The organism is uncultured Maribacter sp., assembly GCF_963975365.1.
Taxonomy (GTDB): Bacteria; Bacteroidota; Bacteroidia; order Flavobacteriales; family Flavobacteriaceae; genus Maribacter.
This window is the reverse complement of sequence record NZ_CAXBGF010000004.1, coordinates 203,305-221,288: the sequence shown is the minus strand read 5'-3', so window position 1 is coordinate 221,288 and position 17,984 is coordinate 203,305. Positions and strand designations below refer to the sequence as shown.

Below are 17,984 nucleotides of genomic sequence, written 5' to 3'. Positions count from 1 at the left end.
ATTTATTCCAAAATTATGGAAATAATCCTAATTAGAGTGTTGTTTAACAGCTACTTGTACTAGTTGTTTTTTAGTACCTCTTTTTGCGTAGAATACTAATTCATCATTCAAATAATCAATATAGGGTACTGAAACCATTAAAGGTAATCGCACTTCAGTGTCATCAATAACCTTATTGTAAGTCATATGACCCCGTTCATCTAAACGAATTAAGAAAACATTTCTATTTCTACTCAATCCTTGTTTAAACATGATACGGTCATCACTCATTTGTTGCGGATTTTCCGCTGATGTGCTTATAAAAAAGTAAGTAGTATCACCTTTTGTATAGGCACTATAAGAAGCATAAGCTCCATCGCCTTGGGTCACTTCTGTTTTATTAATATTTCGAGCCCAAACCAAATCCCCTTTTGAACTTAATTTTGCACTAATGATGTCATTATGGTGATATCTAGTTACCATTACTCTGCCTCCACTAGAGTTAGACTGTACGCTTGTACTTGTAAAATATTCTTCTGCATTAAAAAGAATATTTCCTTCTTTGGTTACATCCATTCCTTTAAAAACTAAATTTTTAATCGACTTATCATCTTCCCTACCAAATTTATCTAGCATAAACTGCTCTGAAAAAGGATTGAACTTACTCGTCTCCATTTCTAAAGTAATAGAATTTAATTTGAAAAAGGAAATACCATTAAATCGATTATCCTTACGGTCTGCATAAAAACCAATGCACAATAAATCATCACCTTTAAATATTGGCTTCAATGCTTCTGGAAATTTATTCGGAGAATAGAAAGATTGAACACTGCGGCTATCTTTCGAGATACGAACCATTTCATATTGAAACTTACGTTCTGTTGCATTAAAGCGTTTCTTTTTAAAGTAAGCTTTACCTACAAGATAAACGTTTTGTAAATCTTTTGAGAATAGGATATTCTCGAAAGCATAATTCTTTTCCTCAACCTCATCAGAAAAATCATGTTCCATTAATTTAGTCAAGTTTGAATTGAATACATGAATTGTATGCTGATCTACCTTTTTTTTCTTATAATGGGTAGTAATCGCAAATGCCGATTTATTGTCGTTGAAAAGAACAGATGTCGTAAATCCTGAGGAGAAATTTCTATTATAAAAATTTCTATCTAATGGCTGTTCTACTGGATCAGACTCAATTGAAAGAATAGTCTCCTTGGTAAATTGAAATTGAGAAAACGGACTTCTATGTACTTCGTAATGGTAACTTTTATAACTATACTCTAAAAACAAAAGATATACCTGTCCATCACGTACATAGGCATCAATAAAATTAGCATCCTTTAGTTTATAATTATATTCGGAAACTAACTCTAAATCTTTGTTGTAATGCTCAATGAAATACCCTTTAGGACGAAGAATAATACCTGTATAATAGGCACGAACGACTACTGTGCCATCATTGCCATCATCTGCAATGGCCAACATATTAGAATACCGGTATTTATCGCTGAATTTTTCACCAATGGTATAGGTGACTGGTTCCTCTTGTGCAAAAACGCTCAATGACCCAACTACTACAAATAGAAATAAAAAAATACTACGATTTAACATAACCGATTTGGTTTATGTCATGAACCTGGAAAATCTGCTTTTCTTTTCTCTAAAAAAGCGGTAGTACCTTCGGTAAAATCATCAGTTCCAAAACAGGCACCAAAAGCTTCAATTTCCTGCTCATAACCATTTACAGTATTCTTAAAACCAGCATTTACGGCTTTTATTGCATAAGAAATGGCTACGGATGAGTTATTGGTAATCTTGGAGATAATCTTATGGCATAATGGCAATAATTCTTCTAGTGTAGTTACATGGTTGACCAAACCGTATAAATGTGCTTGTTCAGCAGTAATCATACCTGCGGTCATAATCATTTCCATTGCCCTTCCTTTGCCTACTAACTGGGGTAAGCGTTGTGTGCCACCATAACCAGGTATTACGCCTAGGGACACCTCTGGCAGTCCCATTTTAGCATTTTCACTTGCCACTCTAAAATGACAGGCCATTGCCAATTCTAAACCACCACCTAAAGCAAAACCATTAACAGCTGCTATTACCGGAGTCGATAAATTCTCTATAAAATCAAAAAGATTTTTTTGACCTTTTGCTGCTAATCTTTTCCCTTCCTTTACGTTAAAATCTGAAAATTCTGAAATATCCGCACCTGCTACAAATGCCTTTTCACCACTACCAGTTAATATTATCGCTTTTATCCTTTTGTCCTTTTGCAATTCCTTAAAAACATCTTGCAATTCACCAATGGTTTCTTTGTTCAATGCATTTAACTTGTTTGGTCGGTTGATGGTAACTATTGCCGTTGGTGCAACTTTATCAATTAAAATAGTCTTGTATGACATAGTAGTAGTTTTTGTCTTTTTTATATATTCTCTTTAGGAAACTTTACACAAAACACCGTCCCCTTTCCCAATTGAGTGGTGAACTTTATAGTGCCCCTATAGCTTTCCACAATATTTTTAACCATTCCTAACCCTAATCCCATTCCACTGGTCTTCGTGGTAAATTTAGGTTCAAATATTTTCTCCTCATTTTCTTTTTCAATACCTATGCCATTATCAGCAACAGAGATTTTCACCATATTTCCCTCAGAAGCAACTGAAACCAACACTCTTGGTGATGTTACATCTGGTAAGGCCTGTATAGCATTCTTTACCAAATTCGTTACTACCCGTATTAATTGTATGCGATCTAATTTCGCAATAATTTCTTCCTCATCGGCAATGAAATGAATATAGTCCTCATTGAAAATATCCAACGCTAATTTTACAATTTTTACCACGTTAAGGGTCTCATTTTGCTGTGCTGGCATTTCTGCGAAATTTGAGAATGCAGAGGCAATACTACTAAGGGTATCGATTTGCTGTATTAACGTACTTGAGTATTCCTTTACTTTCTCTTCAATTTGAGGGTCCTGAGGATCGAATTTACGCTCAAAACTCTGCACACTCAAACGCATAGGTGTTAACGGATTTTTAATTTCATGCGCAACTTGCTTTGCCATTTCACGCCAAGCTTGCTCACGTTCACTCTTAGCTAATTTAACTGCGCTATGGCCAAGTTCATCAATCATACCATTATACGCAGAAATTAGTTTCTCAATTTCCTCCCCTGGGTTTTCTATAAATATTTTTTTATTCTGCTTGCTAAGGTCTGTACGTTCCATCATATCAGAAATAGTCTCTAAGGATCGGGTGATGTATTTTGAAATGAAGAAGGCAAATAAAATAGCCATGAGCAACATGAGTAGGTATACGCCAGATAAGCGCATTAAAAACTCCTTTAATTCATAATCATTAAAAGAATTATCCTCGAAATAAGGAAGGTTCAGTATACCAATTGGTTTAAACTTTTGATCGGCTATATAGGTAAACGATGCCTGGTAGTTATCTCCTGCCAAAGCATTTTCACGCACATATCTTTTATCTGGACTTATCTCTAATTTATTCAATACCTCAGCATCTAAACACATAGAAATGGAATCGTTAGCAAATTTAGGTCGTGAACTTTTTATGAGTTGACCATCTAAACTATAGATATTAAAATTCATGTTCTGCACAACAGCAATCTCATAAATTTCATTTTTAAAAATAAGATCTAGATTTTCGGTCGTAACCGGATAGGTAGTTTTTTGAATGGCGAGATCAATACTTTGGCGTATTTGCTCCTCTTTACGCTCCATTCTATTTTCATGGTAATCTTTAGACTGCTCACTGTATTGGTACACGGTTACCCCGGCAATTAATACCGATGCAATAAGCACCAAAAATATCATGGCGAAAAAAATACGTGACCTTAAAGATATCCTCGTTAACAAGATTCTGTTTTTTCGTCTAAAGTTAACAAATATCGCACCAAAATAGAGTTTACAGTTTATACTTGTTATTATAGGTACTTATATATGAATACCTTCTAAGCCTCAGGGTTCTTATTTCGAATTCTCTTATATATTTTAATACCCAGCATGAGTAGAATCCCCAAAACGATAATTCCAACCACTCCAAAAATCCAATTAAAAGAATGCTTTAAAATCACCAAAAAGACTATTGCAAAAAGTATAAGTGTAGCTCCCTCATTCCAAATACGCATATAATTCGATGTGTAATTGATTTCATCACGTTGAAACTTCTTGAAAATTTGATGGTTCTTTAAATGATAAAGAATCAATAATAGAACGAAACCTAGTTTAACGTGCATCCATGGTTGTGTTAACCAACCAGGGTAAATAACTAAAAGCCATACAGCAAAAAAAGTGGCCAATACAGCAGAAGGCCATGTAATGATAAACCAAAGTCTTTTGGTCATCAATTTTAACTGCTTAGAAAGTATCTCTTTTTCGGGAGATGGTTTTTGATCGGCTTCTATATGATAAATGAACAATCTAGGGATATAAAAAAGCCCTGCAAACCATGTAATTACGAAGATGAGATGCAGGGATTTTATGTAATTGTAATATTCGCTCATGAAATTCTAAGTTCGGGTTCAAAGTTAGCAAAAGCGAATAGAATGTTTGTTATAATCTTATAGCTCCAATTCCAGCCTCCCACAACACTTTATTATAGGCAGGTATAGCAATATTAATGAATTGATTACCTTTTATTTTTAAGTCTGACCATTGTGTATCTAATTCCGCTTTTCGCTCTATACTTGATTGGTTCAATCTTGGTATACTACTGTTCGTCTGGTTGATCATAAATATATATTCCGCTGAAAACTTGTTCGGAAAATTCTCCACATCATCATATGCTTGAGATTTACGTTGAACCATATTATTATCCCACTCTTTTAGATCTGCTAATAGTTTTTCTCCTTCCTTCTTAACTGCAGCATCGGCAACTTTCTTTAATACCTTCGATAAATCTTCTTGAACAGCATATAATTGATTGATCATATTATGCATTATAGTCAACTCAGCTTCAGCAGTTGTCATAAAAGCATCATACTCCTCGTATTGACCCGGTTTCGTTTCATAGGTTGGCACTTCTTTAATAGAACCGGTTGTAGAAACTGTTTGCCCTTCAACCATTAACTTAAACGTATAATTTCCTGGAGAAACAGTATGTCCGTTAAAACCAGCTTCAATATACACATCTGGTATGCCCGGCATAATTGGGTATTTCATATCCCATACAAATCGGTTCAACCCTTCTTTTTTAGATAGCACTGGTGCGGGTGGAGCTCCACCACCATTATGCGGTTTGTAGGTAGGGTCTATTTCAGAGCTAATAGTTCTTATAGTTTTACCTTTTGAATCTGAAATCTCTAAAGTAATTACAGTACTATCCTTTAATTTTGGAAGCTCATAGTATAGCACTACTCCGTTTGCAGGGTTTATACCATCAAAAATGTCACTTCCCGTAAACTTATCAGAATTGCCATTTAAAGGGCTGCCCCAAGATCCATTATAGGCACCTTTTGGTTTCAAAATTTGAAGTCCTTTTTTAGAAGGCTGATATTGACCCAATGCAACTACGTCATCAAGAATCCAAAATGAACGACCAGAGGTAGCTACCACCATATCACCTTTATGCATTTTTATATCGGTAATTGGTGTATTAGGCAAATTCAACTGAAAAGGCTCCCAAGATTTACCTCCGTTCCATGATCCGTAAAGTCCCTTTTCAGTACCAGCATATAAAAGGTCTTTTTCAAATTCATCTTCACGAACAACGCGTGTGAATGCGCCATTAGGAATTCCGGCATTTATAGGTGTCCAGGTTTTACCATAGTCTGAAGTTTTATATAACCCCGGAGTATAATCATTAAACTTATATCTTGTTGTAGCTATATAAGCTGTTGCTGGATCATGAGGAGATACTTCAATAGCATTGATCAAGCATTCTTTTAACCCTTTAGGAGTAACATTTTCCCATGTTTCTCCGCCATTCTTGGTTAAATGCACCAATCCGTCGTCACTACCTGTCCATATATATCCTTTTTCATGTGGTGATTCAAAGATATATGAAAGTGTTCCATAGTTCTCGGCACCAACCGCTTCGTTTGTATATGGCCCACCTCCATTGCCTTGTTTTGCATCGATATCACGCGTTAAATCTGGGGAGATTTTATCCCAAGTTTCACCCATATCACTAGTTCTAAATACATATTGAGCACCGTGATAAAAAGTTCCCAATTCATGTGTAGAAGCTATAATTGGAGCATTCCAATTAAATAAATATTTCATATTTCTTGCCTCACGCCCTAAATACTGAATCGGTGCCTGCATTATTTGGGTAGAAGCCTTTGAAACCATATCCATTATCTCTACAGTACCTAAATATTGACCGCCCATTACATATCTAGGATTATCTGGATCAAAAGCCAAAAAGGCACTTTCCCCACCTGCAGAATCGGTCCAATCTCTGGTAGAAATACTTCCACTACCTATAGAAAGACTAGCAATCTTTACGGACGTGTTATCTTGCTGACCTCCATAAATATTATATGGAAATAAATTATCTACGCTAATACGATAAAACTGCGCCGTTGGCATATTACTTTGGGTAGACCACGTTTTTCCGTAATCAAAAGAAACGGAAGCACCACCATCATCTGCCAAAATCATATTTTTTGAGTTATTAGGATTAATCCATAAATCATGTGTATCTCCATGGGCAACCTCAACATTTTCCCAAGTTTTACCACCATCTTCAGAACGTAGCGCGGGTGCACTTAACACATACACAGTATCCTCATCATTAGGATCCACAAAAACCTCAATATAGTACCAAGCACGTTGCACTAAACGATTATCGCCACTTATCATAGACCAAGATTCCCCTGTGTCGTTTGACACAAAAAGTCCGCCTTTATCAGCATCCGAATCACTTTCAATCAATGCATATACTTTGTTTGAGTTTGATGGACTAACCGCTATTGCCATCTTACCTTTTTCCTCAGGAAGACCCTTGTGTATTTTTTTCCAAGTATCTCCGCCATCGGTAGATTTATACAGTCCGCTACCGACACCCCCACTAACAACCATATTTGGCTTTCGTTGGTGTTCCCACATGGCAGCATACATAATTTCAGGATAATTAGCATCCATAGATAGTTCGGAAGCACCCGTTAAATTATTTACAAAAAGGGTATTTGTCCAAGTTTTACCCCCATCGATAGATTTATAAACACCTCGCTCTGGGTTACCTTCAAAAAGTGCTCCTTGAGCAGCGACATAAACGATATCAGGATTTGTTGGGTGTATGATTATGCGAGAAATATGCTGGGTTTTTTCAAGTCCTAATTTTTTCCACGTTTTACCAGCATCTGTAGATTTATATACACCATCTCCATATGATGTCATTACCCCACGTGGCGCATGTTCGCCCATACCAACATATACAATGTTCGGGTTAGATGCAGATACAGAAACAGCTCCTACAGAACCTAATTCAAAAAAGCCGTCCGAAATATTCTCCCATTGTTGTCCAGCAGATTCTGTTTTCCATACTCCACCCCCTGTAGTTCCCATATAATAAGTCATAGGATTACCAATAACCCCTGTTGCGGTTACGGAACGTCCACCCCTAAACGGACCTATATTCCGAAATTTCAAAGGTTTAAAATAATCATTGGCTGTCTGTGCAAAAGTTATGGTGGTCAAGAGTACCGCCATAAAAAATAGTAGTTGTTTATTCATTATATTTTGTTTGGTCCTTATTGTTGACTTTAAAAAAAATCCCCACTATTTCTAGAGAGGATTTATTTAATATTTTATTTACTTTCATCAATGAATAAATAATTCAACTTTAATTCATTGAATGCTGCATTAAAGGCTTTCAATTCTGATGAAACCACTTCGTTAAAAATGCTGAGCTCCTTATTTATTTTAACAGTCAATTCATTCTTAACCGCAATATCTTGTTCCGTAGGCGGAAAATCATCTATAGAAACTAAGCTATTTAAATGACCCAATTTATTTGTCAGTTTTATAGGGAAATTCAATGGATCTTGGCCACTTCTGTTCTGTGTCTGGTACAATGCTTTTTCTACTTCACCCAACTTATCTTTCATTACCTTAGCCCTTTCTACCAGATCCTTTGTTCTGTCATCATCTTTATACTGCTCGGTAAAAGCATTTAACTGTTCGGTTACATTTCTAATCTTTGTTATAGATTGATGTGCTTTTTCGATGGTGGTATTGATATCGGTAATAAAATTGAACTGTTTTTGCATTTCGGCAACCGAACTTTCTGCCCTTGGGTCTGGCAAAATGGTAAAAGTCTCGGAGCTATTGTTCCCATTAACATTTAAATGCACTTTGTAATCTCCGGGTACCGCTTTAGCACCGTCTAAACTGGCCCACCATAAAATCATACCTTCTAATTTTTCAGCTCCCTTACCACGGGTATCCCATACAAATGTATTACCGCCCTTTTTTACTTCTAATTTTTTGTCTTTTTTCTTAGCAGACGAATTGTAGTTAGCCAAAGTATCACCAGCCATGTTTGTATAGGTCAACTGAACAGTATCCTTTTCAGAATAATTCTTCAATAGAAAATGTGTGATTACGCCATTTTCTAAATTCTGCCCCGATGTTTTAGAAGGCTTTTTAGACGCTCTTCCTTTCGTACGGTATGAATCTCTTGGCTTAAACAGAATTGTATTTTGAACTTTCTTGCTGTCATCTAATTGATGAAGCACTGTTAAATCATCAATAATCCATAAGCTACGCCCTTGCGTTGCCACAATTAAATTATCATCTTTCACCGCCAAATCAGTAATTGGTACAATTGGTAAATTCATCTGAAAAGGGCTCCAGCTAGCACCATCATTAAAAGAAATATACATACCGGTTTCGGTACCTGCATATAATAAGCCTTTCCTTTTTGGATCTTCACGTACTACCCTGGTAAAATGTTCTGCCGGAATTCCGTCAGTGATTTTTGTCCAGCTCTTGCCATAATCTGTTGTTTTATACAAATACGGTTGAAAATCACCCAACTTGTATCTTGTAGCCGCTATATAACAGGTTCCTTCATCAAAAGCCGATGGTTCTATACTATTGATCATATTCCATTCAGGCATATTGGTAGGGGTAACATTATCCCATGTTGCACCAGCATCTTTAGAAACATGAATTAATCCATCATCACTTCCAACCCAAAGAAGACCTTCTTTCAACGGACTTTCATTCGCCGAAAAAATGGTACAATAGTATTCTACACTAGTGTTATCCTGTGTTATTGGACCACCACTAGAGCCTAATTTCGTAGGGTCATTTCGAGTTAAATCCCCACTTAATACTTCCCAACTCTGACCTTCATTTTCCGTTACATGTACATAATTAGAAAAAGTGTATAGTTTTTTCGGATTATGTCTGCTGAACAGAATAGGAAAATTCCATTGAAAACGATATTTCATGGCTTCTGCACCAGCACCCATTGGGTTATCTGGCCATACATTTATACCTCTAACCGTTCCGGTCTTATGATTTACACGAGTTAAGAATCCGTCATAACTACCTCCATAAACAATGTCGTCGTTTTTAGGATCAACAGCTATCCAGGCAGATTCACCGCCAGCGGTTTCTTCCCAATTGCCCTTATCAATAGAATTTTCATCACTTCTATGATCTATACGTAGTGTAGAATTATCTTGTTGGGCCACATAAATTCTATACGGAAACGAATTATCGGTAGTAACGCGGTAAAACTGTGCGGTAGGTTGGTTATAATACGTACTCCATGTTTCACCCCCATCATAGGAGATTTGTGCACCCCCATCATCACCAATAATCATACGTTGCGAATCTTCAGGTGAAATCCATAAATCATGATGGTCGCCATGGGGAGCATTGAACGTATTGAATGACTTTCCACCATCGGTTGATTTGTGATAATTTACGTTCAGCACATAAACGACATCTTCATCTTGTGTATCGGCATATACTCTCGTATAGTACCAAGCACGTTGTCTAATTTTACGTTCTTCATTAACAACAGACCAGGTTTTGCCACCATCTTCTGAACGATATAGACCTCCTTTGTTCTTATTTTCAACAATTGCCCAAACTCGTTCAGAGTTTTTTGGAGAAACAGCTACACCAATAATACCCAAGGTATCTTTTGGAAAACCTTCATTCTTAGAAATTTCTGTCCAAGTTTCACCGCTATCCATACTTTTCCATAGTGCCGAACCGTCTCCACCACTTATTAAACTATAAGGTGTACGTTGTGCATGCCATGTAGAAGCATATATTATTCTTGGGTTATTAGGGTCGATAGTTAAATCAACGGCACCCGCTTGTTCGTTCACGAATAGAACTTGTTTCCAGTTTTTACCTCCATCGGTACTTTTATAAATACCACGGTCTTTGGTAGGCTTATAAATATCCCCCAATACAGCGGCATAAACTATATTGTAATCTGTTGGATGTACACGAAGCCTAGGCACATGCCTACTTTTCTCTAAACCGGCAGTAGTCCATGTTTTGCCACCATCTTCAGTTTTCCAAACTCCATAACCCGAGGAAACATTTCCTCTCAAGGTTTTTTCGCCACCACCAACATAAATTACGTTAGGATCACTTTTTGCAACCTCAACGGCACCGATACTTCCACCAAAATAGCCATCGGAAATATTATCCCAAGTTCGTCCGCCATCTAATGTTTTCCATACACCACCACCAGCGGCACCAAAATAAAATAAATTAGGTTCGCCTGGCACACCAGTTACTGCAGCTGAACGCCCTCCACGATACGGGCCAATTGAACGATACTCTAAACTAGAGTATAATTCTTCAGGATAAGTTGGTATGCTATTTTGTGATTTGTTCCTTTTTTGAGATCGTAAGGATAAGGGCAATAGTAAAAGTAACAGCATGAGAATGCCGGCATTGGTAAGCTGCTTTTTCATTTTCTTAGTTTGATATTAGTCTTCTCTAAAATTAAACAAATAGTTGTAAAAATGTTGATTTTAAGATTTTATTAGGAGTAATGCAGAACTGCATTTAACAAATTATCAATCTATGAATACTTTTAGTTATTAATTATCATAAAAGGTTTTTAAAAATTTTCTATTATTATCTAGGTTTCAGATTAGCTATCAGCTCTCTAATACTATTTAACACCATCTAGAATCTTTATTTCTCTAAATAAACAGTTCAACAAAACTGAGATAAAGAAACCAGTGTTTAAAGTATTCCTATATTTAGACCAACAAACTAATGATTATGAAAATTAGACCGCTATTTTTTACTTTATCGCTAATAGCTTTTCTTTTTAATGGGATTACCATTACTTCGATAAATGCACAAACAAAAGACTTTTTATACGGAGACCCTTTGCCCGATGCCCCAGAGCTAAGTGCTAGAGGTGAGTTTAAGGTTGGTGTACAAACGATTAATCTTGTCAACAAGAATCAAGTAGATATTCTTAATTCAAAAGAGGGCAAAGACCCTTTATACGACCGCCCTATTACTATTGAGGTTTGGTATCCTGCAAGTGTAGGTGACGATGCTAAAACTGTAATTTACGACGAAGTAATGGGAACCGCAAGTGATACCTTAAGGCCTTTAACTCCTTTTACCTTTAAAGGAAGAGCATATAGAGATGCACAGCCGAAAACCGGTACTAAATTCCCTTTGGTAGTAATATCACATGGTTATGTTGGCTCACGTTATTTAATGACTTATTTAACCGAAAACTTAGCTTCTAAAGGATATATTGTAGCAGCAATAGATCATACTGATTCTACTTTTGAAGACGCCAATGCATTTCAAAGCACACTTTTAAACAGACCAAAAGATATTCGCTTTGTCATAAACGAAATGGAAAAATTAGGAGCTCAAGGTTCTAAAAGCAACTTAGAAGATTTAGTTGATTCAAATAACACAGGCATCATCGGATATTCTATGGGAGGTTATGGCGTTCTTAATGTTGGCGGTGCAGGTTATAGCGAAGCGTTAGCAGGGTTTTTCTCAGGAATGACAGGCGGTAGTTCTTCTATTTCTGTCAATACGGCCAATAATGAAGAGTATAAAAAATTAGCTGACAACAGAATTAAAGCTATTGTTGCTTTTGCCCCATGGGGAATGGAACGCGGTGTTTGGGATGCTGAAGGATTAAAGGGATTAAAAATCCCCACATTCTTAGTTGCCGGTAGTCAAGATGATATTTCCGGCTATGAGAAAGGAATTAAAGCAATATATGAAGGAGCCGTAAATGCAGACCGATTTATGTTGACCTACAAAAATGCACGTCATAACGTAGCACCTAATCCTCCACCATCAGAGGCACTAGCGCCAGGGTTACCTATAGATGAATATTTCAGATATGCCGAACCATCATGGGACTCACGAAAATTGAACAACGTTAATCAACATTTTGTTACTGCCTTTCTAGGCATTCATCTTAAAAATCAGGATAACGCCAAGTATTTAGAACTACAAGAAAATTCAAACGAAAAGGATTGGATAGGATTTAAGCCAAGATCTTCCACCGGAATGGAATTGCTACATGCTAGCCCAGCTAATTGATTAAGGTAAAACAAAACTCATACTTGTGTTCTTTGGTATTTCTAAAGCTACGTTGGAAAAAAAATCATGAGACTTGGTTTTCTTATATTTCTTCGGAAACCAAAGTTCTATTCACCTCTTTACGCAAATAATAACCAGTTACGATTGTTGCCAGTACATCGGCAATAGGAAAAGATATCCAAACCCCTAATTCACCTAAGTAACTTGGAAGAATAAGAATTAGTGGAATGAAGAAAAATCCTTGCCTGCATAACGTTAATAACAAGGCAGGCACCGCCTTACCAATTGCCTGAAAATATGCTGCTCCAATTAGTTGTAAGGCAATAATTGGTGTAGCGGCAAACACCCAACGCATAGCTGACGGAGTATTTTCAAGAACAAATTTATTAGTCGCTAATTCTACAGCGCTTATGCCTGGTCTATGACTTAGGAAAAGCGAAGCAATTGCCTCCGGAAAAATCATCAAGCCAGCAAAAACAACAGTGGCCAATATCACTGCATATTTTATTGCGGTATAAATAGACTCTTTGACCCTATCATATTTTCCAGCTCCATAATTAAATCCGGCAATAGGTAAAAATCCTTGTGTAACTCCAAAAACAGGAAAAAGAGCAAACATCAACATTCTTCCAACAATGGCATAAACAGCGACCATAGCTTCTCCACCCAAATCAAATAGAATATTATTCATTAAAAGATAAATGATACTTACAACGGCCTGTCTAGAAAGTGTCACAAACCCTAAAGAGCTTATTTCCTTGAGAATTCCAAAATTGATTCCGAAATCATACAGATTTAATTTAAGCTCAGAATTGTTGGAGAGAAAAAAATAAAAGATGTAACAAAAACATAAAAAGTAGCTAATGGTTGTTGCCCATGCAGCACCTTCCATACCATAATCCAATACATTGATAAAGAGATAATCCATCACTAGATTACCTACGGATGGAATAATCATGGCAATCATAGCGAACTTAGGTTTGCCTTCTGCCCTAATAACCGCATTACCCATCATATTTAGCGCTAGAAGTGGCACGCCATACAATACGATAACATAGTAGATTTTAGCCATTTCAAAAATGCCCCCTTTACCACCAAAAGCTGGAATAAAGCTATCAACATAGGTAAGCCCTAACACAACCATTAATATGGTGACTAAAAGTGTAAAGCTAATTTGATTGCCAAAAGTGCGTAGAGCCTTTTTTTTATTATTGGCCCCTAATGCCCGGGATATAATACTTGCGCCACCAATACCTATAGACATACCCAAAGCACCGATAAAGAAAGAAACCGGAAGCACTACATTTATTGCCGCAATGGCAATGGACCCTATCCAATTACCTACAAAGATTGAATCTACTAAAACATTAAGGGACATTACCAAAATACCAACACTGGCAGGCAATGCTTGTTTAATAAGCAAACTTGAGATAGATTCTGAACCTAATTGCTCAGCAGATACATTTGCCATTCCATTTAGCTTAGTTATTCGATAACAAAATCTTTTTATTAATGCTATGCTATAACCGTAGCTTTCTCTTTAATTTCAAACAAAATATGGTCCCAAAGCTCGATTCTCTTATTTAAAGCTTTTCGCGAACACTCAGCAACTTCTCGCCATTTCTCATTATCCGAACCACAAAGTTCTTTAATCATTTTTAAGGAAAGTGGACCATGCTCATCACCGTCTAGTTCAATATGTCTTTTAAGGTAATAGCCTAATTTAGGGTATGCTTCTTCCCCAGCTTGTTCTATTATTTTGAGAAACATATCTGGAATCAGCTCTTCTCTACCAAAGGTAAACGCAGCGGCTATTTTATGTGGTGCCTTGGTTTGAAGTATTTCGAAAGTAAATCTCAAAAATTCTTTTACTGCCCTGTTTAATTCTGAATGCTCAATATCCTGTAATACATTATCGATTACGGTAATTTTCGCCAAAAATTCATCAACTTTAATTGTACTTGCCCCAACTTCTTCCATCGCATCCAAATACATTTCAAAATGACTTTTGAAAACACCCTCCTCATTTCGATCACTTTCCTCCTCCAAAACAATTTCATTAATAAATCGAGCTGTATTGGTATTCTTTGCTGGTAACCAAGGCAAACTTGTACAGGTTAAGTGAATTTGCAAACCCTTTAAAAGAGACATGAAGTCCCAAACAGCATAAACATGGCTCTCCATAAATATTTTAATATCCGATAAGGAATTTAATCTTTCATATAACTCATGTTTACGCAATTGCTCTTTTAATGGCAATAATGATGCTTCAATTTCTTCGATTTTCATAGCAGTGATTTTCTAAGAGTTTACTATTTGCTCATTTTAAGTGCTTGGCGTAACAGCCAAAACCCCTGTTGCCTCCCACTCATTTACCCATTTGGCCATAACCTTCACCCATGCTTCATTATCGTTCATACAAGGTATGTGCTTATAATTCTCACCACCAGCTTCCATAAACTGTTCTTTTCCCTCCATAGCAATTTCCTCAAGAGTCTCTAGGCAATCACTAACAAAAGCAGGAGTAATAACTGCTAACCGTTTTTTGCCTTCTTTGGCCAAACGTACAAATTCAAAATCTGTATAAGGCTTTAACCAAGGGTCCCCTGCCAAACGAGATTGGAATGAAGAACTTACTTGTTCCTCAGGCAATCCTAAATACGCCTTAACCATTTCTGTAGTATCATAAACTTGATGTCTGTAACAAGTATTATGTGCTACTGAGTTAATCTTACAACAACTGCCATCAATTTTACAATGAAAACGTGTTGGATCACTTTTGCGAATATGACGTTCTGGAATACCATGGTATGAAAATAATATGTGGTCGTAATCAAAATCTTTTAATCCGTCTTTAATACTTTCTGAGAGGGCTTGAATATAATCTGCATTTTTATAAAAAGCAGGCAAGGTAGTTACTTCCATTTCAGGAAAATATTGCTGCTGTTCCTCCAAAACCTTAACCACAACTGTTTCAAAACTAGACATAGCATAGTGAGGATATAAAGGAACCAAAAGAACCTCATCAACTCCTTTATCCTTTAATTCCTGCAATGCATTCTTAATAGTCATTCTGCCGTAGCGCATACCGAGTGCAACCGGCATATTAGTGTGTTGCTGTACTTTATTGGCAAAACGTTCAGATAGCACAATTAGCGGCGAACCTTCTTCCCACCAAATTTTAGCGTAGGCTTTAGCAGATTTTTTTGGTCTGGTTTGTAAAATAATTCCTTTTACAAGAAAAGCGCGTAACCATTTAGGGGCATCAATTACCCTTTCATCCATTAAAAATTCATCTAAATAAGGCTTTACATCTTTTGCGGTAGGACTTTCCGGTGAACCCAAATTGACCAATAATACTCCTTTCATAGCGTTTGATTTTGCAATTGCAAAAATAACACAAGTAATACTACCCACATTTGTGAAGCCAAAAAAGTTTCAAATCTATGTATAAGTAAATCTGATAGTGTTTAACCTTCCCTATTTGCATATTTAAATGCCTAAATTTGATTTCACTTCATGAAAGCAACATCAAAATGCAGAATTTAACCAAGAATCCGATACTATTAGCATACATCTTTGGTGCGATCTTAGCATTGTTATTGCTTCAATTGATTACTGTTAAATTGTTGAGAAGGTTAGGAAAAAACCCTAAATATCTTCTTGACAAGGAGGATATTAAAAATATAACAAAGCCCATCTTTATTATATTTATTGCCATTGCCATTCGTGTTAAAACATTTCATAGCCTACTAGGTTTTGAAGAGATTACCTATGCCCTAAGTAAAATCAGTACTATCTCAATAATTTTTGCCTTCACCTGGCTGCTAATAATTGGATTAAAAATTACCAAGCGGAAAATCATTAAAAATTACGATGTAAATTCGGTCGATAATTACAGGGCACGCAAGGTATATACCCAATTCAATATTTTAGAGCGAATAATCATGTTCGTCATTATCATCATAGGGGTAAGTATCGTCCTAATGAGTTTTGAAAGCATACGTGAAATCGGAGTCAGCATTTTTGCTTCTGCAGGTGTTGCAGGTATTATTGTAGGTCTTTCTGCCCAAAAAATGATTGCTAGTATTTTAGCAGGCATACAAATTGCCATTGCCCAACCTATAAAAATTGATGATGTAGTTATAGTTGAAGGTGAATGGGGTAGAATCGAGGAAATTACCTTAACCTATGTGGTCCTAAATATTTGGGATAAACGAAGATTGATTGTGCCTACATCTTACTTTATAGAAAAACCATTTCAAAACTGGACAAAGAAATCGGCCGACCTTTTAGGAACCGTTTATTTGTATACTGATTATAGGGTTTCATTTGATGCCCTTAGAAAAGAACTGGAACGAATTTTGACAACCACCGATTTATGGGATGGCCTAAACCAGAATATACAGGTAACCGACTCTAAACCAACTTGTGTTGAAATCAGAGCAATGGTCAGTGCAAAAGACGCATCTACCCTTTGGGATTTACGCGTTTTTGTACGTGAAAAACTAATTATTTTTTTACAGAAAAATTATCCTGAGAGTATTGTTCGGACAAGAGTTCAAATGGAAAACAATACTACGGAAAGTAATAATTCATAATTTTATATAATGCAATATATCTTACTTATAATTATTATACTTGTCAACTCTCAGTTGGGTTACTCCCAACAAATCACCTGCTCACCAATTAATAAATCCGCAGTTGAAAATAAGCTAATTGAGATTGACGAAATGCTTCAAAGTGAATTTGGCGAAACTTTAGTAAGCGTTGGTAAAACCTTCATAAAAACTCCATACGTAGCTAATACATTAGAAATTGGAGATACGGAAACATTGGTGGTAAACCTCCAAGGATTGGATTGTACCACATTTGTTGAGAATGTATTAGCATTTTCCAAGTTACTGCAACAAAAAGACCTTTTGTTTGATGCCTTCATTAAAAACCTAGAAGCTATTCGTTATAAAGATGGGGCGCTAGATGGTTACGCTTCACGCCTGCACTACTTCTCAGAATGGATTGCCAACAATGCCGAAAAAGGACTACTTAAAAATATAACCGGTGAAATTGGTGGTGCAGAAATCACCAAGGACATTAATTTTATGAGTACGCACAGAGATTTATATCCGTTCTTGGCCGATGACGCTAATTTTAAAAAAATAAAGGCTTCGGAAAATTACCTGAACCGTCAAGCGATATGTGTTTTGACACAGGATAAAATTGCAGAAAAAGAGCACCTTATTCAATCTGGTGATATTATTGCTTTAGCAACCTCAATAAATGGACTAGATGTTACCCATACAGGTATTGCAACACGAGAAAAAGATGGTAGAATTCATTTACTACATGCATCGACAGGTTCAATGGAAGTTGAAGTTTCCAAATTACCTTTAGTGGATTATTTAAAAGGAATTAAAAGCAATACCGGAATTATGGTGGCTAGGCCTCTTTAACCAGC

12 protein-coding genes are annotated in these 17,984 nt (G+C 36.4%); 3 read left to right on the top strand and 9 right to left on the bottom strand.

The window, feature by feature from the left end:
* Positions 1–27 precede the first annotated feature (27 nt).
* The 6 genes from AACZ49_RS07160 to AACZ49_RS07135 all read right to left on the bottom strand — a co-directional run bounded on the left by AACZ49_RS07160 (position 28) and on the right by AACZ49_RS07135 (position 10,872).
* On the bottom strand, positions 28–1,590 hold the full coding sequence (locus AACZ49_RS07160) for a hypothetical protein (protein WP_339652974.1): 1,563 nt from the start codon (positions 1,588–1,590) through the stop codon (positions 28–30).
* A gap of 17 nt (positions 1,591–1,607) precedes the next feature.
* On the bottom strand, positions 1,608–2,390 hold the full coding sequence (locus AACZ49_RS07155; RefSeq protein ID WP_339652973.1) for an enoyl-CoA hydratase-related protein: 783 nt from the start codon (positions 2,388–2,390) through the stop codon (positions 1,608–1,610).
* A gap of 20 nt (positions 2,391–2,410) precedes the next feature.
* Entirely contained in the window at positions 2,411–3,823 is a 1,413-nt protein-coding gene (locus AACZ49_RS07150; RefSeq protein WP_339652972.1) for an ATP-binding protein, read from the bottom strand.
* Between the two features lie 137 nt (positions 3,824–3,960).
* The gene (locus tag AACZ49_RS07145) at positions 3,961–4,512 is read right to left on the bottom strand and encodes a CopD family protein (protein ID WP_339652971.1); all 552 of its coding nucleotides are present in this window, start codon (positions 4,510–4,512) and stop codon (positions 3,961–3,963) included.
* A gap of 49 nt (positions 4,513–4,561) precedes the next feature.
* Positions 4,562–7,687: a glycosyl hydrolase gene (locus AACZ49_RS07140; RefSeq protein ID WP_339652970.1), complete on the bottom strand. Its 3,126-nt coding sequence runs from the start codon at positions 7,685–7,687 to the stop codon at positions 4,562–4,564.
* Between the two features lie 74 nt (positions 7,688–7,761).
* Positions 7,762–10,872, bottom strand: a complete 3,111-nt coding sequence (locus AACZ49_RS07135) for a glycosyl hydrolase (protein ID WP_339653094.1) — start codon at positions 10,870–10,872, stop codon at positions 7,762–7,764.
* Between the two features lie 349 nt (positions 10,873–11,221).
* Here AACZ49_RS07135 and AACZ49_RS07130 point away from each other — a divergent pair, with 349 nt between their 5' ends.
* Positions 11,222–12,526 carry a dienelactone hydrolase gene (locus AACZ49_RS07130; RefSeq protein WP_339652969.1) on the top strand — a complete coding sequence of 435 codons (1,305 nt, stop codon included), beginning with the start codon at positions 11,222–11,224 and terminating at the stop codon, positions 12,524–12,526.
* A gap of 82 nt (positions 12,527–12,608) precedes the next feature.
* Here the strand turns inward: AACZ49_RS07130 and AACZ49_RS07125 are convergent, their stop codons facing one another.
* Genes AACZ49_RS07125 through hemH form a run of 3 tightly spaced genes read right to left on the bottom strand, consistent with a single transcriptional unit; the run spans position 12,609 to position 15,895 of the window.
* The gene (locus AACZ49_RS07125) at positions 12,609–13,997 is read right to left on the bottom strand and encodes an MATE family efflux transporter (RefSeq protein WP_339652968.1); all 1,389 of its coding nucleotides are present in this window, start codon (positions 13,995–13,997) and stop codon (positions 12,609–12,611) included.
* Between the two features lie 44 nt (positions 13,998–14,041).
* Positions 14,042–14,815 (bottom strand): DUF3050 domain-containing protein, encoded by a 774-nt coding sequence (locus AACZ49_RS07120; protein WP_339652967.1) that lies wholly within the window; start codon positions 14,813–14,815, stop codon positions 14,042–14,044.
* A 36-nt stretch (positions 14,816–14,851) separates the two neighbouring features.
* Positions 14,852–15,895 carry a ferrochelatase gene (gene hemH / locus AACZ49_RS07115; RefSeq protein WP_339652966.1) on the bottom strand — a complete coding sequence of 348 codons (1,044 nt, stop codon included), beginning with the start codon at positions 15,893–15,895 and terminating at the stop codon, positions 14,852–14,854.
* Positions 15,896–16,062: 167 nt separating this feature from the next.
* Here hemH and AACZ49_RS07110 point away from each other — a divergent pair, with 167 nt between their 5' ends.
* Positions 16,063–17,127, top strand: a complete 1,065-nt coding sequence (locus tag AACZ49_RS07110) for a mechanosensitive ion channel domain-containing protein (RefSeq protein ID WP_339652965.1) — start codon at positions 16,063–16,065, stop codon at positions 17,125–17,127.
* 9 nt (positions 17,128–17,136) lie between these two features.
* A complete protein-coding gene (locus AACZ49_RS07105) occupies positions 17,137–17,979 on the top strand; it encodes an N-acetylmuramoyl-L-alanine amidase-like domain-containing protein (protein ID WP_339652963.1) in 843 nt (280 codons plus the stop codon).
* Positions 17,980–17,984 lie beyond the last annotated feature (5 nt).